Genomic DNA, 18,197 nt, shown 5'->3' with positions numbered 1-18,197 from the left:
CCAAATCGGTCAGTAGCTGCGGGCGGCCGGTCTCGGGCCCGCATCGTTCGCCGGCGCCGGACGGGCCGGCGCCTCGGTATCGTCCAACGGCTCCAGGCGGCGCCCGGCAGCCCAGGCGATCCGGCGCCGCAGATCCGTCTCCGCCACCGCCGCCCAATGGGGCGAGGACGGCGACAGATCGACGAAGAGCGGGCCGCCATAGGCCGTGGCCACCGCCCGCAGGGTCTCCGCATACGGCCGGTCCAGGTTGTCCGGCGCCAGAGACAGGCCCTGGGCGCCGATCCCGGCGACGGCCGCCGCCGCCCGGGCCAGCCCGTCGGTGATCGCACCGCGCGCCAGCGCGCCCAGCCGCGTCTCGTAGCGCAGCTTCACCAGCACCGGGACCGCGCGGCCGGCATCGGCCATGCCGCGCCGGGCGCCGGCCATGGCGGCGACGATCCGCGCCGGACACTGCGCCGTCTCCAGCAGCAGCAGGTCGGCACCGCCGCCCACCAGCCCGGAGGCCATGGTGCGCGACGCCGCCTCCACACGGTCGAGCGGCAGGAAGCCGATCAGCGGCGCCAGGGCTTCCACCCGGGCCACGCCCATCACCCGCCGGTCGCCGCCATGGCTCCGTGCCGCCTTGGAGGCGTGTTCGGCCGCCATGTAGGAGACGATGAACGCCTCGTCATGCATGCGGTAGCGGTCCAGCCGCTCCGGCGAAGCCCCGCCGGTATTGGTGCGCAGGATCTCCGCGCCCTCGTCCAGATGCCGGCGGTGCACGTCGATCACCGCCTTGGGGTCGGTGATGTTCAGCTCCTCCAGGCAGGACGACCCGGCACGCGCCGACAGCTCCCCGAACCCGCCGGAGACCAGCGCGGGGCCGGTCCTGGAGCCAGCCTTGGGTTCGGTGAAGCGAGTTGTCACGCCGCGGCCTCCATTTCCGGCCGCAGGCCGAGACGGCGGCAGATCGCGGCGGTGAGCTGGGGCCGGTTGAGGGTGTAGAAGTGGAAATCCTCCACCCCCTCTTCCATCAGCTTCATGCACAGGTCGCTGGCCGTGGTGGCGGCGACGAGCTGTCGGGTCTCCGGATCCTCGTCCAGACCGTCGAACAGCTCGGCCATCCAGGCGGGAACGATCGCGCCACAGGCGTTGGAGAAGCGCACCACGGTCTTGAAGTTCGTCACCGGCAGGATGCCCGGCACGACCGGCACGGTGATCCCGGCCTTGTCGCAGACATCGCGGAACCGCAGGAACGTGTCGGCGTCGAAGAAATACTGGGTGATCGCCCGGGTGGCCCCGGCATCGATCTTCCGCTTCAGATTGTCGAGGTCGGCCGCCGGGGTCGGGCTGTCCGGATGGACGTCCGGATAGGCGCCGACGGAAATCTCGAAATCGCCGATGCGGCGCAGGCCCTCGGTCAGCTCCGCCGCGTTGGCGTAGCCGCCGGGATGCGGCTCGTACTTCTCCGCATCGGCCGGGGCGTCGCCGCGCAGGGCGACGATATGCTTGATGCCGGCGGCCTGCCATTCGCGGACGATGTCGTCGACCTCCTCACGGGTGGCACCGACGCAGGTCAGATGTGCCGCCGGGGTCAGGCTGCTCTCGCGGGCCAGGCGCTTGACGATGCGGCTGGTGCGCTCGCGGGTGCTGCCGCCGGCCCCGTAGGTCACCGAGACGAAGGACGGGCAGTAGGGCTCCAGCCGGGCAACCGTGTGCCAAAGCTTGGCCTCGCCGTCCTCGTCCTTGGGCGGGAAGAATTCGAAGCTAACGCGTGGAGTGTCGGACATGACGCTCATCCCCTCAGGACGCCGCGCGCAATTCTGCGGCGCCGGTGTTTCCGGTTGTCAGATCAGTGCTGTCGGCCTTGCGGGCGCTCCACAGGCAGACGGTTAGCGGGTCGCCGGTCAGGCTTACCGCCGGTTCCAGGCCGAGACCGGCGCTGTGCGCCATCCGGCCGATTTCCTCACCGGAGAAGCCGAGCCAGCGATGGGTATGCTGCTCGCGAAGTTCCTCCAGCTCGTGCGGGGCGAAGTCGACCAGGATCACCCGGCCGCCCGGCTTCAGCACCCGGGCCGCCTCGCGCAGGACCTCGCCCGGCATCTCGGCGTGATGCAGGACCATGTTCAGGGTCACCGCGTCGAACCGGTCGGCCGGGAACGGCAGGTGATACATGTCGGCCAGGCGGACCTGGCAGTTGTTCACGCCGGCCCGGTCCAGCTTGTCGCGGGCGATCTCCAGCATCGGCTTGGCGTTGTCGATGCCGACCGCACTGGTCACGTGATCGGCCAGCTGCTCCAGCACCCGGCCGGTGCCCGTGCCGATATCTAACAGGCTGTCCACCGGCTCGGCCCGCACCGCTTCCATCAGGCTGGCATCCACCAGACCGTCGTCCACATACAGGCCGCGCAGATCCTCCCAACGGACCGCGTTCTCCTGGAAATAGGCGACGGCCCGCTCCGAGCGGCGGGTACGGATCGTCTCCAGACGGGCCAGATCGGTGGCCATCATCGCGTCGTCCACCGGCACCAGCGGCGTCAGCGCCCGGGCGACAGCGCCACCCGAACTCCGCTCCGCCACCCGGTAGTAGGCGCGAGCGCCCTCGCGGTTCCGCTCCAGCACGCCGGCCTCGACCATCAGCTTGAGATGGCGCGACACCCGCGGCTGGCTCTGGCCCAGGATGTCGACCAGATCGGTGACCGACAGCTCCGAGCGCGCACACAGAACGAGAATCCGCAGCCGGGTCGGCTCGGCAATCGCCCTCAGTCCTGCAAGCACGTCATCCATGCGGTCACCTCCAATAACGACATAAGGATATCTTTATGTGTTTATCGAAGCAAGGCCGAATTCCGTTCTCAGTCGACCGAAACTGTCTTCATGACGACACACCGGCCTCCCGAGCGATGGCCCGCAGGCCTTCGCGGTAGGTCGGATAGGTGAGGCGCACGCCCAGTTCCCCGGTCAGCCGGCTGGTGTCGAGCCGCTTGCATTCGCTGTAGAAACTGCGCGCCATCTCGGACAGCTCGGCGCTGTCGAAGGGGATGGCGGGCGGCGGGTCGATGCCGAGCAGGCCGGCGGCGAAGACGATCGGGTCGGCGGGGGAACAGGCCTCGGTGTCGGCCACGTTATAGATCCCCCCGTCGCGCGGCCGGGCCATGGAGGCGAGCAGGATCGAGCCGATATCGTCCACATGGATGCGGTTGAAGACCTGCCCCGGCTTGTCGATGATCCGCGCCTTGCCGGCTTTCAGTTGCTCGATGGCGTTGCGCCCCTCGCCGGGACCGTAGATGCCGGCGACCCGGAACACCTGCACCGCGACGTCCGAGTCGGCAAAGGCGTCGAGCCAGGCGCGCTCCGCCGCCGACCGCAGCTCACCGCGTCGGCTGCCGGGGGTCGGTGGCTCGTCCTCCGTCACCACGCCGCCCTGCCGGTCGCCATAGACCGCCGGGGTGGAGAGATAGCCGATCCAGCGCAACGTCTCGCAGGCCCGCAGGTCGGTGCCGTGCCGGTCCAGTGCCGGCACCAGGATCTCGCGCGGCGGCACCGTGTCGACCAGATGGGTGACCCCGGCGAACGGGTCGGCGGCGGCGATGGGGGCCGTGCCGTCGAAGGCGTGGACGGTCATCCCTTCCGCCTGCGACACGGCGGCGGCCTTTTCCGCCGAGCGCACGGTGCCGGAGACGCTCCAGCCGGCATCGCGCATCCGTCGGGCGAGGCGCAGGGCGGTATAGCCGAGGCCGAAGAAGAAGACGTGGCCGGGAGCGATGGTCGGAGCGGGAAGGTCGGGCATGGCGGCGCCTCTGGATCAAACGGGACGCCTTCAACATGTCACGCGTTCGGCATATTGCCACCCGCCGCCACCCGGGTATCGTCGATGCCATGGGATTGATCGGACGCAAACAGGCAGCGCCGCCGGTGGAGGCACGGTCGCGGCGCGGTGTGCCGGAGGACATCGAGCGCCTGTACCAGATCGTCGCCGCCGTGCGCGAGAATCGTCAGTTCGAAACGGCGGCCAGCTTCGACGCGGCGGTGCATCCGTTTCTGAAGGCTGGGCTGTGCTGGGTGCTGTCGATCGGGCCGGCCATCGTCGGATTCGTCGCCGTCGACGCAAGGGCCGGGTCGGTGGAAATGCTGTACGTGCACCCCGCCCATGAGGGCAAGACCATCGGCCGCGCCCTGATGCGCCGGGCCCTGGGCGATCTGATCCGCCTCGGCCACCGCATCGCCTGGCTGGTCACCGCCCGGGAGACCCGGGCCGAGCGGTTCTACCGCGCCCAGGGCTGGGTCGAGATGGCCGAAGCTGGACGGGGGTCGGTAAAGCTGGCGAAGAAGCTGAGCGGGATGTGAGGGGGCGCTTTCTCTACCCGCTCTCTCACCCTCTCACTCTCTCACTCTCCCTATTCCGTCTTCCCGGCCTTACGCCGGGACCGAGAATGAGAGCCGCTGGAGCGGTCGAGAAATCTCTGAGGCGTTCAGGCAAGCGTCCCCCTGAATCCCGGCGCAAGGCCGGGAAGACGGGTGGGAGGCTGAAAGAAGCCGCCCTACCCCCCCCGTCTGCGCCGGCGTCGACGGCCGTCGCCCTCGCTGCCCGCCTCGGCCGGGTCGGACCGCTCGGGGAGAGTCACCGCTGCCGACAGATTCGGGAACGGTGCCGTGCGGTGCGGCAGGGCCATCGCATCGATGAAATGCTCCTGGAACTTCGGCTCGACCGCCGTCTCCACTTTCTCCACCCGGCGCACCACGCGCTCGATCTCGCGCCGCGCCTCGGCGTTGAGCAGCGCCATGCGGGCGCCGGTGCCGGCGGCGTTGCCGACCGACCAGACCTTGTCCAGGCGGCAGTCCGGAATCATGCCCAGGATCATGGCGTATTTGGTGTCGATATGGCTGCCGAAGGCGCCGGCCAGGATGATCCGGTCGACGGTTTCCACCCCCAGCTTGTCCATCAGCAGCGCCGCCCCGGCATAAAGCGCCGCCTTGGCAAGCTGGATCGCCCGCACGTCGGTCTGGGTGATCACCACCTCCGGCGACAGGCGGTAGGAGAAGGTGCGGCCGTCGCTCTCGATCCGCGGCGTACGCGCCGCCATGGCGCCGTCGATCGTACCGTCGGTCTTCAGCAGCCCGGTCAGCACCATCTCGGCCAGTACCTCGATGATGCCGGAACCGCAGATGCCGGTGACCCCGGTGCGCCAGGCCTCGGACTGGAAGCCGTCCTCGTCCGACCAGACATCGACGCCGATCACCTTGAACCGGGGCTCCAGGGTCTCCGGATCGATGCGCACCCGCTCGATGGCGCCGGGGGCGGCGCGCTGGCCGCAGGTGATCTGCGCGCCCTCGAAGGCCGGGCCCGTCGGCGACGACGCGGCGAGCAGCCGCTGGCGGTTACCCAGCACGATCTCCGCATTGGTGCCGACATCGACGATCAGGGTCATCTCGTCCTGGTGGTGCGGGCCCTCCGACAGGATCACCGCCGCGGTATCGGCGCCCACATGCCCGGCGATGCAGGGCAACCCGTAGGCGCGGGCGTCGGGATGCAGGGTGATGCCGAGTTCGCCGGCATGCACGTTCACCGCCGTGTCGATGGCCAGCGCGAAGGGCGCGCCGCCCAGCTCCGTCGGGTCGATGCCCAGCATCAGGTGGTGCATGATCGGATTGCCGACGAAGACCAGGTCGACGATGTCCTCCACGTCGATCCCGGCCTCCTGGGCGACCTGGGAAGACAGGTGGTTCACCGCCTCGCGCACGACCTTGGTCAGCTCGACCTCGCCGCCCGGGTTCATCATCACGTAGGAGACCCGGCTCATCAGATCCTCGCCGAAGCGGATCTGCGGGTTCATCACGCCGCTGGACGCCGCCACCTCGCCGGTGGCGAGATCGCAGAGATGGGCCGACATGGTGGTGGAGCCGATATCGACGGCGAGGCCGTAGATCTTGCCCTTGAAGCCCGGCCACACGCCGGTGACCCGTCGCCCCTCGCGCAGGCAGACCGTCACCTTCCAGTCGCCCTCGCGCAGCGCCTTCTGCAGATAGCCCAGCACCGGCAGGTCGCAGGTCACGTCGTCGGCGATGCCCCAGTCCGGCCACTGCTCGCGCAGGCTCTCGCACAGGCGCCGGAAATCGCCCGACGGCTCGTGCATGTCGGGCTGGCGCACTTCCACGTAATGCAGCTTGTGGATCGGGTTGATCTCGATCGCCCGAACCTCGGCGCGCTTGCGCACGATCTGGCGGTGGACCTGGCTGGTCTCCGGCACGTCGATGACGGCATTGCCGAGAAGCTGGGTCGAGCAGGACAGCCGTCGGCCGGGAGCAAGGCCGCGCTTGTCGCGGTAGCGCAGCTCGTTGCGCGCCGGGTCGGAGAGGTTGGCGGCCCGGCTGTCGACCTGGAACTTGGTGAAGCTGCCTTCGCTCAGCGTGACCTGGCAGCGGCCGCAGATGCCGCGCCCGCCGCAGACCGAGTCGATATCGACACCGAGCGCCCGGGCCGCCTGCAGCACCGGCGTTCCGATCGGGAAGGTGCCGCGACGGCCGGATGGCGTGAAGACAACGAAAGCCTCCCCCGCCTCGTCGTTCGAGGCGGGCCCGGTCGGGCCGGCGGTGGGCATCACGTCATCCATAGGCGCTGCGGCGTTTCTCCGGTGTGTGGCTCGTCGGTTGCTCCTCAGGCCCGGCGGCGCCGGCGCTCGCGGCCGCCGCGCGCGCCCAGTGCCTCCTGACCTTCCGCCGCCGGCTCGCGGAAGCGCTTGATCCAGCGCCGGCACTCGGGGTCGTGGCCCATCATCACGTCGGCGCCCATGACGCCGGCCATCTCCTCGGCATGCAGCGGGTTCATGATCGCCGAGGTCATGCCGGAGCCGATCGCCATCGACAGGAACGACGCGTTCAGCGCGTGGCGGTTCGGCAGGCCGAAGGAGATGTTCGAGGCGCCGCAGGTGGTGTTCACGCCGAGTTCGTCGCGCAGCCGGCGGATCAGGCGCATGGCGGAATGGCCGGCCCTGTTCAGCGCGCCGACCGGCATGACCAGCGGATCGACCACCACGTCGGCCCGGGAGATGCCGAAATCGGCGGCTCGCTCGACGATCTTCTTCGCCACCTCGAAACGCACGTCCGGGTCCTCGGAGATGCCGGTCTCGTCGTTGGAGATCGCGACCACGGCGGCGCCGTATTTCTTGATCAGCGGCAGGACGACCTCCAGCCGCTCCTCCTCGCCGGTGACGGAGTTGACCAGCGCCTTGCCCTGATAGACCGCGAGCCCCGCCTCCAGCGCCTCGACGATCGAGCTGTCGATCGACAGCGGTACGTCGGTGATCGACTGCACAAGCTTGATCGACTGGGCCAGGATCGCCGGCTCGTCGGCCAGCGGGATGCCGGCGTTGACGTCCAGCATGGTGGCGCCGGCCTCGACCTGGGCACGGGCGTCGGACTCGACCCGGCTGAAGTCGCCGGCGGCCATTTCGGCGGCCAGCAGCTTGCGGCCGGTCGGGTTGATCCGCTCGCCGATCACGCAGAACGGCCGCTCGAAGCCGATGGCGATTTCCTTGGTGGCGGAACTGACGATGGTATCGACCATGGGGCGCGTCTCCGAATGCGGGATGGCGGGGTCAGGAGGCCGCGCGGGCCTGGTCGGACGCGCCGAGAAGGATAGCGGCCTTGCGGTCGTCCACGATGAAGTCGCCGGATGCCACCGCGTTGGCCCACTCCGCCGTCTTGGCGAGGCCGCCGAACGGGTAGAAGTGCAGCTTTTCGATGCCGCAATCCGGGTCGCCGGCCTGGTAGGCCGCGAGATCGAGCAGCAGCCGGTCGGGCGCCTGCACCAGCATCAGCTTGGCGAGGTTCCGCGCCTGTCGGGTCAGCACGCGGATGGACGGGCCGATGCCTGACATCTGGGCGAATTTCAGCAGGGTCTTCAGGGTCGCCAGGCCCGGCACGCCGAGATGGATCGGCAGGGTGTTGCCCCAGCTCCGGATCCGCCTGTCCCAGGCGATGATGGCGGCGGCGTCGAAGCAGAACTGGGTCTCGATATACATCTCCAGCCCGCGCTCGGCAGCGAAGCGGTTCTTCCAGAGCAGCGCGTCCTTCAGGGCCGTCTCGTCGATATCGGGGCTGCCCTCGGGATGGCCGGCGACTCCGATCTTGGCGATCCCATGCGCCTCGAACTGGCCGGTGGCCAGCAGATCCATGGACGACGCGAACGCGCCCAGCGGGTGGTCGAGCCCGCCGGCGATGACCAGGGCCTGGGTCACCCCGGCCTCGTCCTTCAGCCGGCCGAGCGTACGGTCCAGCATCGCGCTGTCGGCGATGGAGCGGGCGGCGATATGCGGCACCGGCTCGAAGCCTTCGCGGCGCAGGCGTGTCGCCACGGCGATGGTGTCGTCGATCGCGCTGCCCGGCAGGAAGGTGACGTTGACCGTGGTTCCAGGGGCCAGATGGTCGGCGAAGCAGTCGACCTTCGCGGCGGAGGCCGGCGTGGTCTCGACGGAGAAGCCGTCGATCAGGCTGATCACGTCACGCGCGCTCGCAGGTGCCATCCCAATCCCCTTTTTCCCTGCCGGCCCCATTTCCTTCGGGTCGCGCCGGTCTCTCGCCCTATATGAGGCCAGCCGGCCGAGACGGATTGCCGCATCTCGCCATCCTCAATCCCAAATCCGACAAACGGCCATGACGAGGATTGGATTGCGCGCCCGCACCGCCTGGGGCACAGGAACTTCGGCGACCATCACTCTTACGAAGGCGAGACCCGATGTCCGAGCGCAGCCGCACCTATTCCTGGGCCGACCCCGCCCCGCTTAGCGAGGCGACCCGTACCCTGGACGGCCTGACCCTGCTGACCCGGATCAAGGACGGCGACCTGCCGGCGCCGAGCATCGCCGCCACCATGGGCTTTCGCCTGGCCGAGGTCAGCCAGGGCCGGGCGGTGTTCGAGGGCGACTGGCAGGCGTTTCTCACCAACCCGGCCGGCACCCTGCATGGCGGCTGGTACGGCACGATCCTGGACAGCGCCATGGGCTGCGCGGTGCATTCCACGCTGCCGGCGGGCACCGGCTATACGACGCTGGAATACAAGGTCCACATCACCCGGGGCGCCGGACCGGACACGGGCGTGCTGCGGGCGGAGGGACAGGTCGTCCACAGCGGCCGCCGCACCGCAACGGCGGAGGCGAAACTGGTCGACGGCACGGGCAAGGTCTTCGCGCACGCGACGACGACGTGCCTGATCCTTTAGAGGACCGCCCCACCGCGGAGGACCGCCGCACCTCCCCTCGCCCGTCTTCCCGGCCCTGCGCCGGGACCGAGGGTGACGCCCGCCGGAGCGCCGCAGAGCGTTCTCGACCGTTCCGGCTGCTCCCGCTTCTAGATCCCGGCTCAGGGCCGGGAAGACGACGAAGGTGAAGTGTGAGAGCGAAAGCCGCTTGACTGACGGCCGTCACATTATCTCATAATTGGGAAATATTCCCTAGTACGAGAATGCCATGCCTTTCGACGACTTCACTCCCCGCCTCGCCGACCGGCTGAAGCGTCTGCGCCAGGAGGCCGGCTGGTCGCTGGACACCCTGGCAAAACTCAGCGGGGTCAGCCGCGCCACTCTGTCTCGCATGGAGAATGCCGAGGTCAGCCCCTCGGCGGAGGCGCTGGGCAAGCTCTGCGCGGCCTACCGGATGCCGATGTCGCGGCTGATCCAGATGGTGGAGCAGGGTTTCGCCGCCAAGGTGCCGGCCGAGGCCCAGGCCGCCTGGCACGACCCGGCCACGGGATTCGCCCGCCGCGCGGTCTCCCCACCGGCCGAGGCGCTGCGCGGCGAGGTGATCGAGGGCACGTTGCCGGCCGGTGCTCGGATCGCCTACGAGGTCCCGCCGGTGGAGGGATTGGAGCACCATCTGGTCATGCAGTCGGGCGGCCTGACCCTGACGGTGGACGGGGCCGATCACGTGCTCGGTCCCGGCGACTGCCTGCGCTACCGGCTGCACGGGCCGACCGTCTTCCAGGCCGGACCGGATGCGCCGGCCCGGTACCTGCTGTTCCTGGTGTAGCGCGATGGCTGCCGTTCCCGGGGCCGGTACCGCCCTGCTCATCCTGCTGGCCGTGATCGGCGGCGCGCTGATCGCCGCCCAGGGGCCGATCTTCGCCCGGCTGGCCGGCAGTGTCGGCGGCACCCTGCCGGCGGCCCTGCTGTCCTTCACCATCGGCACCAGCGCGCTGATCGGCCTGATCCTGGTCGCCGGCGCGCCGTTCCCGAAGCTGGCCGACATGCGCGCGGCCCCGGTCTGGGTCTGGGCCGGCGGGCTGATCGGCGCCTATCAGGTGATGCTGTCGATCACCGCCGTGCCGAAGATCGGCGTCGTCGCGTTCCTGACCGCCGTCATCGCCGGCCAGCTCATGGCCGCCATCGCCTATGACCAGTTCGGCGCCTTCGGGCTGGCGGTGCGGGCGCTGACGGTGACGAAGATGGTCGGGATTGCCTTGCTGGTCGGCGGGCTGGCGCTGATCGTATGGGAGCGGTAGCTCATTGATTCCACGCGCACTCCCCGGATTTGTTCCGGGGAGTGCTGGAAGATAAGGAGGTGTGTCAGAAGAAAGACCGTCGGATTACGCCCGCACCAGTTCCCGCGACAACCCATCCAGCACCTCGGGCGCGCCGTCGGTGACCACCACCGTTTCGCCGAGGCCCATGGCGAGGCGGGTGTCGTATTCGGCGTCGGAAAACGGACGCACCGCGGCGGCGAAGGGCGGCTCGGTCAGGTTCGCTCGTCCCGTCTGTCGCGGGTCACATATTCGCCGGTGCGCTCGTCGCGGACCAGGTCGACGACATCGTCGCGGCCATGGGTCCCCTCGGGCCGGCCGCGATCCTGGCGCCCGTCGGCCTTCTCGGAAGCCTTGGCCTTGCGCGCCGCGTCGAGGCGACCGATCAGGCGAAAGCCGAACCAGACGATGCCGATGATGGCCGCAAGGGCTACGAGTTTAGAGATACTGAACATGAACCTAGAATTGACCCAGGAGCTGGCCCCGCGCAAGACCCATGGTCACGGTCCCGCCGGTGCCAGCGCTTCGAAATGGACGACCGAATAGTCGCCCTTCTCCCGCTCCCACACGAGCGAGAAGCCGAGGGATTCGAGCAGCGTGCGCGAGATCACGTTGTCGCCGCGGGCGAAGGCCACGATCCGTCGCAGGCCGAGCGGGCCGAAGCCGTGGCCCATGGTCGCCACCGACGCTTCGCGGGCATAGCCCTTGCCGCGCCCCGACGTGTGCAGACCGTAGCTGATCTCCGGCACGGTCCCGTCCTCCAGGAAACGCAGGCCGCACTCCCCGAGAAACGCCCCGCTGTCGCGCTCGATCACCGCGTACATGCCGAATCCGTGCTCCCGCCAATGGACGATCATGTCATCGACGACCGCCGATGCGGCGGCGACGTCGAGCACGCCAAGCTTGCGCACGCTCATGACCTCGGGCGTGCCGAGAAAGGCGATCAGGTCCGCCCGGTGGCGTTCGTCCACCGGCTGCAGGATCAGCCGGTCGGTCTCGACCGTGGCGAATACCGCCGCCGTCGTGTTCACAGGCCGAACCGGGACCACACGGCCCGCTCTCCGATCGCCGTCAGGGCACCCTCGCCGATCGCGACCGGATCCGCCGACGCGCCGAACCGCAGGCGCTCGAACAGCGAGCGGCGGCGCTCGACCTGCCGGAACCGGGTCTTGTCGCCATGGCGGGCGCGCATCACGCTGCGCAGCTCGCCCTCGCCGTCGGCCAGCCCGATGGCGATGCCGCGCCTTCCGGTCCAGAACTTGCCCTCGAACAGCTCCGGCTCCTCCTCGGCCTTGAGGTTGTCGCCGCGCCGCTTGCGGACCCAGTCGATGAAGAGCTGGTGCAGCTCGACCTGGACCGCCTTGAGGTAGGAGACGTCCTCCTCGCGCTCGGGGCTGAACGGATCGAGCAGCGCCTTGCGCGAGCCCGCGGTATGGATGCGCCGCTCGACCCCCAGCTTGTCCAGCGCCTCCACGAAGCCGAACCCGGCGCTGACCACGCCGATCGACCCGACGATGGAGGCCGGATTGACCAGGATCTCGTCGGCCGCGCAGGCGATCCAGTAGCCACCGGATGCGGCGACGTCCTCCACGAAGGCGGTGACCGGCTTCTCGTGCTCGGCCGCCAGGTCGCGGATGCGCCGGGCGATCAGATCGGACTGTACCGGCGACCCGCCGGGGGAATTGACGATCAGCGCGACGGCGGTGGTGTGTTTGTCCTTGAAGGCCGTCTCCAGCACGGGAGCGACGGTTTCCAGGGAGAGGCCGCGCCGCGTCGGGCCGAGGCCGCCGATGACGCCGCGCAGGGTGACGACGGACACGGTCGGCGGACGCTTGCGGAACCGGTCGAGAATGGGATCTAGAATTGCCATGGCGGATAGATAAGGCGGCGGACCTCAAAGATCGAGAGGCGCGCCCCGAAGGATCGCCTCCGCCGCCGCGGTATAGGCGCCATCGGCCTCGTGCAGGACCAGCCCCGGCGCCAGGCGCAGCGGCGCCCGGCCGCCCCGCATGGCGCGCACCAGCACCCGCCCGGCATCCCGTCCGGCCTTGGGAAACAGCGGGAAGATCACGACCGATCCGAAGCCCCGGGACAGGGCCGACAGGATGTCGTCCAGCCGGTCGGCCCGGTGCACCACGGTCACCGTCCCCTTGTGCCGCAGGCAGCGCCGCGCCGCCGCCATCCAGTCGGCGAGGTCGGACCCCGCCTCCACCCCGGCGGCAGCGCGACCGGCATCCGGCGAGGGGTCGGCCCGGTCCGACGGCAGATAGGGCGGGTTGGCCACCACGTGGTCGATCCTGCCCGCCTCCCAGGTGGCCGGCAGGTCGGTCAGATCGGCGGTCTCGATGCGTCCGGTGAAGCCATTAAGGTCCAGGGCGCGGCGCGCGAGATCGGCCATCGCCGGATCGCGCTCGACGCCGATCACCTCCACCCCGGCCACCCGGCCGGCGAGACAGGCGAAGACGGCCCCCGCGCCGCAGCCGAGATCCACCGCCCGCTCCCCTGCCCGCGCCGGGACCGAGGCGGCGAGCAGCACCGGATCGACGGCGGCCCGGTATCCGGTCTTCGGCTGGATCAGCCGTACCCGGCCGTCGAGCAGCAGATCCTCGGTGGTTTCCATCGCGCCCAAATCACTCACCTACCATTCACCCCCAACCTCCAGTCGCTCCCCGGATTGATTCCGGGGCCTACCCAAAACGCGGCACTGATTGCGGAAGATAGAACGCCGGCATCCGGAAAGCCCACAAGTAGGCCCCGGAATGAATCCGGGGAGTGAGACAGGGTTATGGGGAGGAAGGTTAAGGAGTCTGAGCCCTATTTCGGGTCCAGGGTCTCGCCCGCCTCTTCCAGCAGCGCCTTGGCGGCGGCGAAATCGTCGTTTGCCACCATCAGCCGGCGTGGAATCGCCCCCGCACTGCCCTCCATGACGCTCATCCCGCCGTCCAGCACCAGGGGCTCGATGCCTTCCGAGGTCAGCAGGGCTTGAAGATAGGAAAGCCGGACCAGATCGTTGGTGCGCAGAAGTTCCCGCATACGGCACTGCCTCCGGACGTTCGCGGTGGACGGTTGTGGCGCAGGGCCGGGGCGAGACGCGGTTGACTTCGCCTCGCGACCGCTCTTTCTATGCTCGCACAGCACACAGAGGCGTCAAGCGACGCCGCAGGAGCGAACCCGTGTCCGTTACCGCATCGGCATCCCAGTCCGGCCCCGAGGCCGCCGACCGCAGGCCCAGCTTCGACGCCCTGCGCGCCCTGGTCGCCGACGACATGGCCAAGGTCAACGAGACCATCATCCGCGAGATGCACAGCCCGGTGGCGCTGATCCCGCAGCTCGCCGGCCATATCGTCGCGTCGGGCGGCAAGCGGCTGCGGCCGATGCTGACCCTCGCCGCCGCCGGCCTGGTCGGCTACGAGGGCAGCCGGCACATCGACCTCGCCGCCTGCGTGGAGTTCATCCACACCGCCACCCTTCTGCATGACGACGTGGTCGACGAGAGCAACCTGCGCCGCGGCAAGGACACCGCCAACGCGGTCTGGGGCAATCAGGCCAGCGTGCTGGTCGGCGACTTCCTGTTCAGCCGCGCCTTCCAGCTCATGGTGGCCGACGGCTCGCTCAAGGTGCTGAAGATCCTGTCCGACGCCTCGGCCGTCATCGCCGAGGGCGAGGTGCATCAGCTCGTCACCACCAACGACATCGAGACCACGGAAGCCGCCTATCTCCAGGTGATCGAGAGCAAGACGGCGGTGCTGTTCGCCGCCGCCTCGCAGATCGGCGCCGTGGTCGCCGAGCGCCCGGAGAGCGAGGAGCGGGCGCTGGAATCCTTCGGCCGCAACCTGGGCGTGGCGTTCCAGCTCGTCGACGACGTGCTCGACTACTCGGCCCAGCAGGAAGCGCTGGGCAAGACGGTCGGCGACGATTTCCGCGAGGGCAAGATGACCCTGCCGGTGATCCTGGCCTATGCCGCCGGCGACGCCGAGGAGCGGGCGTTCTGGAGCCGGGTGATCGGCGACATGGAGCAGGACGAGGGCGACCTCGCCTTCGCCCAGGCGCTGATGGCCAAGCACGGGACCCTGGCGAAGAGCCTGAACCGGGCCCGCGACTACGCCGAGGCGGCGCATCGCGACCTCGACCTCTTCGCCCCCACCGCCCACCGCCGGGCGATGGAGGAGGTCATCGATTTCTGCGTCGACCGGGCGTACTGAGCGGCGGCCGCCTCTTCTCAGCAAGCATGGACCTCATGCGCTGAAGCGCCCTTGTCCGGCAACCGCATGCAACCGAGCATGGCTCCTCAACAGAGAGGGGCAAACCCCATGACGATCCGCATTCTCGGCCGCGCCAATTCCTTCAACGTACGCAAGGTGCTCTGGGCCAGCGACGAGCTCGGCGTGGCCTATACCCGCGAGGATTGGGGTCGCGGCTTCCGGCCGACGACGGATCCCGAGTTCCAGGCGATCAACCCGATCGGGCTGGTGCCCGCGGTGGTGCTGGAGGACGGCACCGTGCTGCGCGAGAGCAACACGATCATCCGCTACCTGGCCACGGTGTCCGGCGACACCGCCCTGTATCCCGTCGACCCGGTCGCCCGCGCCGGCGTGGAGCAGTGGATGGACTGGGCGAATTACGAGACCTCCATCTCCCTGCGCGGCGCCTTTCTCGGCGGCCAGCTCGACGAGCCGCCGTGGAACCACCCCTGGTTCGTCGAGCAGGGCCGCGCGCACATCACCAGGGAAGTCGGCCAGCTCGACGCCCATCTCTCCCGGACCGGGCCGTATATGACCGGGGAACGCTTCACCCTGGCCGACATCCCGATCGGGCTGGTGGTGAACCGCTGGTTCAACCTGCGCTTCGACGGCAAGCCGGACTATCCGAGCGTCGCCCGATACTACGAGACCCTGAGCGAACGGCCGGCCTATCTGAAGCACGGAAGGAACGGGCTGCCTTAAGGGGTCACTCCCGGGCCCCACCCGTCATCCTGAATTGAATTCAGGACGACGGTGGGTGACTCGCGCAGAACAACGGCTCCCTACCCGCAGAGCCCAACGATCTCCGCATGCAGCGCCGCCGGGATGGAGGCACCCTCGGTCGCCGTCTTCGCCCGGTTGGCGTGGCGGCGGCCCGCCGGGAGGCGGGTTCCCGCCTCGGCCAGGATGCGCTCGAACAGCAGCTCGGCATGGGCGGCCCAGCCGTTGGTGTCGCCGAGACGCCCCGGGTCGATCGCCAGCATGAACTCGCCGCCATTGGGCGGGCCGCCGTCCTTGGGATCGCTCTCGAACGCCTCGAAGCTGAACTTGTCGCCGATCAGCGCGCCGGCCAGCAGTTCCACCATGAGCGCGATGGACGCGCCCTTGTAGCCGCCGAAGGGGAGCTGAGCGCCGCCGTCCAGAATCGCCTTGGGGTCGGTGGTCTCGTTGCCGTCCCGGTCGATCCCGGTGCCCGGCGGCACGTCGTGGCCGTCGCGGGCGGCGATCATGATCTCGCCCCGGGCAAGCGCGGAGGAGGCCTGGTCGAACACCATCGGCGCCTTGCCCGGCCGCGGCCAGCCGAAGGACATCGGGTTGGTGCCGTAGATCGGCGTGCGCCCGCCCGGATGGACCACATAGGGGAAGGCGGCGGTGAAGGCGAAGGCGCAGAGCCCCGCCTCGGCCAGCGGTTCGACCTCGTACCACAGGGCCTGGAAATGGTGGACGTTGGTGATCGCCAGGGCTGCCACGCCCTGGGACCGGGCGCGCTCGATCAGCGGCTCGCGGCCGAGTTGCTGGGCCAGCGGGGCAAAACCGCCGTCGCCCGCCACCCGAAGCACCGCCGGGGCCAGGTCCTCCAGCACCGGCACGGCATGGCCGTTCGCCTTGCCGCTCTTCAGCGACTTGACGTAGCCGGGCACCCGGAACAGGCCGTGGCTCTTCGCCCCGTCGCGTTCGGCATTGTGGATCACGTCGGCGACCGCTTCGGCATTGGCCGCGTCGCAGCCATTGGCCAGGAAACACCGGATGGTGAGGTCGCGGACCTCGTCCAGGGTGAGGGTGACGGTCGCGCTGTCGCCGGCGGACATGGGCGGGCCTCCGTGGTGCCGTTGGGATCGGGCCGGCGCCCCGCCGACCACGCAGCCAGCAAAGCAGAGCCGGGCGGCCGGCGGAACCCCGGAGTTTGCCGGATCCGCGCCGATCGCGAAGCCCGGGCCGATCGCCAAGGAAGTGCATCGTGCGGTGAGTTCGTTCTTGATGCGCCGCAGCCGGTCCGCTATATGACGCCCTCGCCTCCCGGCGGGCCGTCCTTCGGCCCGTCTCAAGGTCCGGTCGGGGAGTAGCTCAGCCTGGTAGAGCACTGTCTTCGGGAGGCAGGGGCCGGAGGTTCGAATCCTCTCTCCCCGACCATCTTCTCGCTGCCCGAGGCACGTGTCTGCCTTGCGCGCAGCCTCCCCGACACAAGCTCCGGGCCGGCTCACGACGCGGTCCCTGGCCTCGACATCCGGCGGCGCCATGCCCCGGCTCTCCCGTCTGCTCACCCCGCCTGCTCAACCCCGTCTGCTCAACCCCGTCTGCTCACCCTTGCCAGAAGGGCTCCAGCCGGGCCTGCAGCCAGATCAGCGACGGATAGGCGGCGACCCACACCCAGACGAACCGGTTGAACCCGAACAGCACGAAATTCGCCAGGTGGAACACGAGCATCGCCGCCAGGGCCGCGACCAGCGCCGGCTGGGAGATCAGCGCCAGGGGGAACAGCAGTTCCAGCAGGATCACCGCCCAGGACATGGCGCAGAGCAGGCGCGGCCACCCGGTCCAGCCGCGCGTCGCCGCGCTGACCGGATAGGCCGAGAACAGGAATACGTCCCGCAGCGCCCGACCGCTGCGCCAGTCCGCCTGCACGACCTTGGACCAGCCCGACTTGAAGTAGGAGAAGATCACCTGCAGGGCGAGATAGCCGAAGACATACTCCTGCCAGCGCGCGGTCGGCATCAGATGAACCGCGCACAGGGCGGTGATCAGCAGCAGGCTGAGCAGGTCGCTGCCGCCGTTATACGGCCCCTGGAACCGGCGCAGGATGAACAGGGCGTTGACGAACAGGGCAGCACAGATCCAGGCGGGCTGGACGCCGGCGATCAGCAGGGCCGCCAGGATCAGGCGGAGGGCGTAATGCAGGCGCTCGTCCGGCAGGCCGAACAGGTGCTCCAGGCTCTGCTGGATCAGGGCGACCGAGAGCAGGATCTCGGTCAGGCGGATGGCGTCGTCGAGGATCATCGGTCCTGCGGATCGACCGTGGGATAGGCGGGCGAGACATAGGCCACGTCCCGGCGCAGGCGCTCGCCCTGCCGGCTGACGAAAACGAGGCGGAAGCGGAAATAGGCCGCGCGGGGCTCCTCGGCCGCCTGAGACTCGTCCCTCTGCGAGGCCAGATCGCGCCGCAGCCGGCGGCGGATCTCCCGGCCGGGGTGTTCGCCCGCGTCCTGCATCAGCCGCTCGGCGCAGGTGGCCAGGTACAGCGTCTCGTTCCACTGCGGATTCCAGAACAACGACACGATCCGGTCCATCGGACCCAGGCGCGCCGGCGTCGGCCGGCACGTGCGCCAGGCGTCCTCGTCCGGTTCGCCCAGCGCCGGAGTGTCGACCATCGCCACCTCGATGCGCGGCGACGGCGCAATCACATCGAAGAACCGCCAGGACGGGAACAGGGCCGGCATCAGCAGTTTGAGCGCGTGCAGCACGGCGGGC

The 18,197-nt window shown here is 69.4% G+C and carries 22 protein-coding genes and 1 tRNA gene; 7 read left to right on the top strand and 16 right to left on the bottom strand.

The genetic code is table 11. The features are described from left to right. Positions 1–9: 9 nt before the first annotated feature. The 4 genes from G578_RS0107865 to G578_RS0107850 form a co-directional block, all read right to left on the bottom strand. Positions 10–906, bottom strand: coding sequence for a homocysteine S-methyltransferase family protein (locus tag G578_RS0107865; protein WP_028793765.1), 897 nt, complete (start codon positions 904–906; stop codon positions 10–12). Next, the gene (gene metF, locus G578_RS0107860) at positions 903–1,769 is read right to left on the bottom strand and encodes a methylenetetrahydrofolate reductase [NAD(P)H] (protein ID WP_028793764.1); all 867 of its coding nucleotides are present in this window, start codon (positions 1,767–1,769) and stop codon (positions 903–905) included. Before metF ends, G578_RS0107865 begins: the two co-directional genes overlap by 4 nt. Positions 1,770–1,782: 13 nt before the next feature. Further along, positions 1,783–2,766 carry a metalloregulator ArsR/SmtB family transcription factor gene (locus tag G578_RS25315; RefSeq protein ID WP_051244287.1) on the bottom strand — a complete coding sequence of 328 codons (984 nt, stop codon included), beginning with the start codon at positions 2,764–2,766 and terminating at the stop codon, positions 1,783–1,785. A gap of 88 nt (positions 2,767–2,854) precedes the next feature. Further along, positions 2,855–3,769, bottom strand: a complete 915-nt coding sequence (locus G578_RS0107850) for an SDR family oxidoreductase (RefSeq protein ID WP_051244284.1) — start codon at positions 3,767–3,769, stop codon at positions 2,855–2,857. Between the two features lie 35 nt (positions 3,770–3,804). Between G578_RS0107850 and G578_RS25310 the strand changes: the two genes are divergently transcribed. Next, positions 3,805–4,326: a GNAT family N-acetyltransferase gene (locus G578_RS25310; protein ID WP_084618753.1), complete on the top strand. Its 522-nt coding sequence runs from the start codon at positions 3,805–3,807 to the stop codon at positions 4,324–4,326. A gap of 194 nt (positions 4,327–4,520) precedes the next feature. Here the strand turns inward: G578_RS25310 and G578_RS0107840 are convergent, their stop codons facing one another. The 3 genes from G578_RS0107840 to G578_RS0107830 are packed head-to-tail and all read right to left on the bottom strand — an operon-like array spanning position 4,521 to position 8,501. Then, positions 4,521–6,578: an ASKHA domain-containing protein gene (locus G578_RS0107840; protein WP_156907233.1), complete on the bottom strand. Its 2,058-nt coding sequence runs from the start codon at positions 6,576–6,578 to the stop codon at positions 4,521–4,523. 56 nt (positions 6,579–6,634) lie between these two features. After that, positions 6,635–7,543, bottom strand: coding sequence for a methyltetrahydrofolate cobalamin methyltransferase (locus G578_RS0107835; RefSeq protein WP_028793761.1), 909 nt, complete (start codon positions 7,541–7,543; stop codon positions 6,635–6,637). Between the two features lie 31 nt (positions 7,544–7,574). Continuing rightward, entirely contained in the window at positions 7,575–8,501 is a 927-nt protein-coding gene (locus tag G578_RS0107830) for a methylenetetrahydrofolate reductase (protein ID WP_028793760.1), read from the bottom strand. A 212-nt stretch (positions 8,502–8,713) separates the two neighbouring features. Here G578_RS0107830 and G578_RS0107825 point away from each other — a divergent pair, with 212 nt between their 5' ends. The 3 genes from G578_RS0107825 (at position 8,714) to G578_RS0107815 (ending at position 10,473) form a co-directional block, all read left to right on the top strand. Then, a complete protein-coding gene (locus tag G578_RS0107825; RefSeq protein WP_028793759.1) occupies positions 8,714–9,196 on the top strand; it encodes a PaaI family thioesterase in 483 nt (160 codons plus the stop codon). 247 nt (positions 9,197–9,443) lie between these two features. Further along, complete coding sequence (locus G578_RS0107820; RefSeq protein ID WP_028793758.1) at positions 9,444–10,001, top strand: helix-turn-helix domain-containing protein; 558 nt, start codon at positions 9,444–9,446, stop codon at positions 9,999–10,001. Positions 10,002–10,005: 4 nt separating this feature from the next. After that, on the top strand, positions 10,006–10,473 hold the full coding sequence (locus G578_RS0107815; protein ID WP_028793757.1) for a DMT family transporter: 468 nt from the start codon (positions 10,006–10,008) through the stop codon (positions 10,471–10,473). Between the two features lie 84 nt (positions 10,474–10,557). On the opposite strand, the gene G578_RS30295 is transcribed toward G578_RS0107815, so the two are convergent. The 6 genes from G578_RS30295 to G578_RS0107785 form a co-directional block, all read right to left on the bottom strand. After that, a complete protein-coding gene (locus G578_RS30295) occupies positions 10,558–10,683 on the bottom strand; it encodes a hypothetical protein (RefSeq protein ID WP_281169156.1) in 126 nt (41 codons plus the stop codon). Positions 10,684–10,706: 23 nt separating this feature from the next. Continuing rightward, positions 10,707–10,946, bottom strand: coding sequence for a hypothetical protein (locus tag G578_RS25305; RefSeq protein WP_038013883.1), 240 nt, complete (start codon positions 10,944–10,946; stop codon positions 10,707–10,709). A gap of 45 nt (positions 10,947–10,991) precedes the next feature. Beyond that, the gene (locus G578_RS0107800; protein WP_028793756.1) at positions 10,992–11,522 is read right to left on the bottom strand and encodes a GNAT family N-acetyltransferase; all 531 of its coding nucleotides are present in this window, start codon (positions 11,520–11,522) and stop codon (positions 10,992–10,994) included. Beyond that, the gene (locus G578_RS0107795) at positions 11,519–12,361 is read right to left on the bottom strand and encodes a S49 family peptidase (protein ID WP_028793755.1); all 843 of its coding nucleotides are present in this window, start codon (positions 12,359–12,361) and stop codon (positions 11,519–11,521) included. Before G578_RS0107795 ends, G578_RS0107800 begins: the two co-directional genes overlap by 4 nt. Before the next feature lie 24 nt (positions 12,362–12,385). Beyond that, positions 12,386–13,129: a tRNA1(Val) (adenine(37)-N6)-methyltransferase gene (locus tag G578_RS0107790; RefSeq protein ID WP_342664894.1), complete on the bottom strand. Its 744-nt coding sequence runs from the start codon at positions 13,127–13,129 to the stop codon at positions 12,386–12,388. A gap of 176 nt (positions 13,130–13,305) precedes the next feature. Further along, complete coding sequence (locus G578_RS0107785) at positions 13,306–13,524, bottom strand: putative signal transducing protein (RefSeq protein WP_028793753.1); 219 nt, start codon at positions 13,522–13,524, stop codon at positions 13,306–13,308. A gap of 140 nt (positions 13,525–13,664) precedes the next feature. On the opposite strand from G578_RS0107785, the gene G578_RS0107780 reads away from it, so the two are divergent. Continuing rightward, on the top strand, positions 13,665–14,693 hold the full coding sequence (locus G578_RS0107780; protein ID WP_028793752.1) for a polyprenyl synthetase family protein: 1,029 nt from the start codon (positions 13,665–13,667) through the stop codon (positions 14,691–14,693). 108 nt (positions 14,694–14,801) lie between these two features. Further along, a complete protein-coding gene (locus tag G578_RS0107775) occupies positions 14,802–15,434 on the top strand; it encodes a glutathione S-transferase family protein (protein ID WP_028793751.1) in 633 nt (210 codons plus the stop codon). An 80-nt stretch (positions 15,435–15,514) separates the two neighbouring features. Here the strand turns inward: G578_RS0107775 and G578_RS0107770 are convergent, their stop codons facing one another. Beyond that, positions 15,515–16,540, bottom strand: a complete 1,026-nt coding sequence (locus tag G578_RS0107770; RefSeq protein ID WP_028793750.1) for an Ldh family oxidoreductase — start codon at positions 16,538–16,540, stop codon at positions 15,515–15,517. 245 nt (positions 16,541–16,785) lie between these two features. Between G578_RS0107770 and G578_RS0107765 the strand changes: the two genes are divergently transcribed. After that, positions 16,786–16,862, top strand: a tRNA-Pro gene (locus G578_RS0107765). A gap of 168 nt (positions 16,863–17,030) precedes the next feature. On the opposite strand, the gene G578_RS0107760 is transcribed toward G578_RS0107765, so the two are convergent. Together G578_RS0107760 and G578_RS0107755 are read right to left on the bottom strand one after the other, a co-directional pair. Continuing rightward, a complete protein-coding gene (locus tag G578_RS0107760) occupies positions 17,031–17,726 on the bottom strand; it encodes an HTTM domain-containing protein (RefSeq protein WP_028793749.1) in 696 nt (231 codons plus the stop codon). Beyond that, entirely contained in the window at positions 17,723–18,190 is a 468-nt protein-coding gene (locus tag G578_RS0107755) for a hypothetical protein (protein ID WP_028793748.1), read from the bottom strand. Before G578_RS0107755 ends, G578_RS0107760 begins: the two co-directional genes overlap by 4 nt. Between the last annotated feature and the right edge of the window lie 7 nt (positions 18,191–18,197).

It is taken from the genome of Thalassobaculum salexigens DSM 19539 (assembly GCF_000423805.1).
Classification (GTDB): Bacteria; Pseudomonadota; Alphaproteobacteria; order Thalassobaculales; family Thalassobaculaceae; genus Thalassobaculum; species Thalassobaculum litoreum.
Note: the sequence above shows the minus strand (reverse complement) of the source record. Positions and strands in the feature narration are given on the sequence as shown.

What these genes read in the sequence shown, in the direction of transcription:
- metF (WP_028793764.1), bottom strand. Translation starts at nt 1,769, where the DNA reads ATGTCCGACACTCCACGCGTTAGCTTCGAATTCTTCCCGCCCAAGGAC.
- G578_RS25315 (WP_051244287.1), bottom strand. Translation starts at nt 2,766, where the DNA reads ATGGATGACGTGCTTGCAGGACTGAGGGCGATTGCCGAGCCGACCCGG.
- G578_RS0107850 (WP_051244284.1), bottom strand. Translation starts at nt 3,769, where the DNA reads ATGCCCGACCTTCCCGCTCCGACCATCGCTCCCGGCCACGTCTTCTTC.
- G578_RS25310 (WP_084618753.1), top strand. Translation starts at nt 3,805, where the DNA reads ATGTCACGCGTTCGGCATATTGCCACCCGCCGCCACCCGGGTATCGTC.
- G578_RS0107840 (WP_156907233.1), bottom strand. Translation starts at nt 6,578, where the DNA reads ATGCCCACCGCCGGCCCGACCGGGCCCGCCTCGAACGACGAGGCGGGG.
- G578_RS0107835 (WP_028793761.1), bottom strand. Translation starts at nt 7,543, where the DNA reads ATGGTCGATACCATCGTCAGTTCCGCCACCAAGGAAATCGCCATCGGC.
- G578_RS0107830 (WP_028793760.1), bottom strand. Translation starts at nt 8,501, where the DNA reads ATGGCACCTGCGAGCGCGCGTGACGTGATCAGCCTGATCGACGGCTTC.
- G578_RS0107825 (WP_028793759.1), top strand. Translation starts at nt 8,714, where the DNA reads ATGTCCGAGCGCAGCCGCACCTATTCCTGGGCCGACCCCGCCCCGCTT.
- G578_RS0107820 (WP_028793758.1), top strand. Translation starts at nt 9,444, where the DNA reads ATGCCTTTCGACGACTTCACTCCCCGCCTCGCCGACCGGCTGAAGCGT.
- G578_RS0107815 (WP_028793757.1), top strand. Translation starts at nt 10,006, where the DNA reads ATGGCTGCCGTTCCCGGGGCCGGTACCGCCCTGCTCATCCTGCTGGCC.
- G578_RS25305 (WP_038013883.1), bottom strand. Translation starts at nt 10,946, where the DNA reads ATGTTCAGTATCTCTAAACTCGTAGCCCTTGCGGCCATCATCGGCATC.
- G578_RS0107795 (WP_028793755.1), bottom strand. Translation starts at nt 12,361, where the DNA reads ATGGCAATTCTAGATCCCATTCTCGACCGGTTCCGCAAGCGTCCGCCG.
- G578_RS0107785 (WP_028793753.1), bottom strand. Translation starts at nt 13,524, where the DNA reads ATGCGGGAACTTCTGCGCACCAACGATCTGGTCCGGCTTTCCTATCTT.
- G578_RS0107775 (WP_028793751.1), top strand. Translation starts at nt 14,802, where the DNA reads ATGACGATCCGCATTCTCGGCCGCGCCAATTCCTTCAACGTACGCAAG.
- G578_RS0107770 (WP_028793750.1), bottom strand. Translation starts at nt 16,540, where the DNA reads ATGTCCGCCGGCGACAGCGCGACCGTCACCCTCACCCTGGACGAGGTC.
- G578_RS0107760 (WP_028793749.1), bottom strand. Translation starts at nt 17,726, where the DNA reads ATGATCCTCGACGACGCCATCCGCCTGACCGAGATCCTGCTCTCGGTC.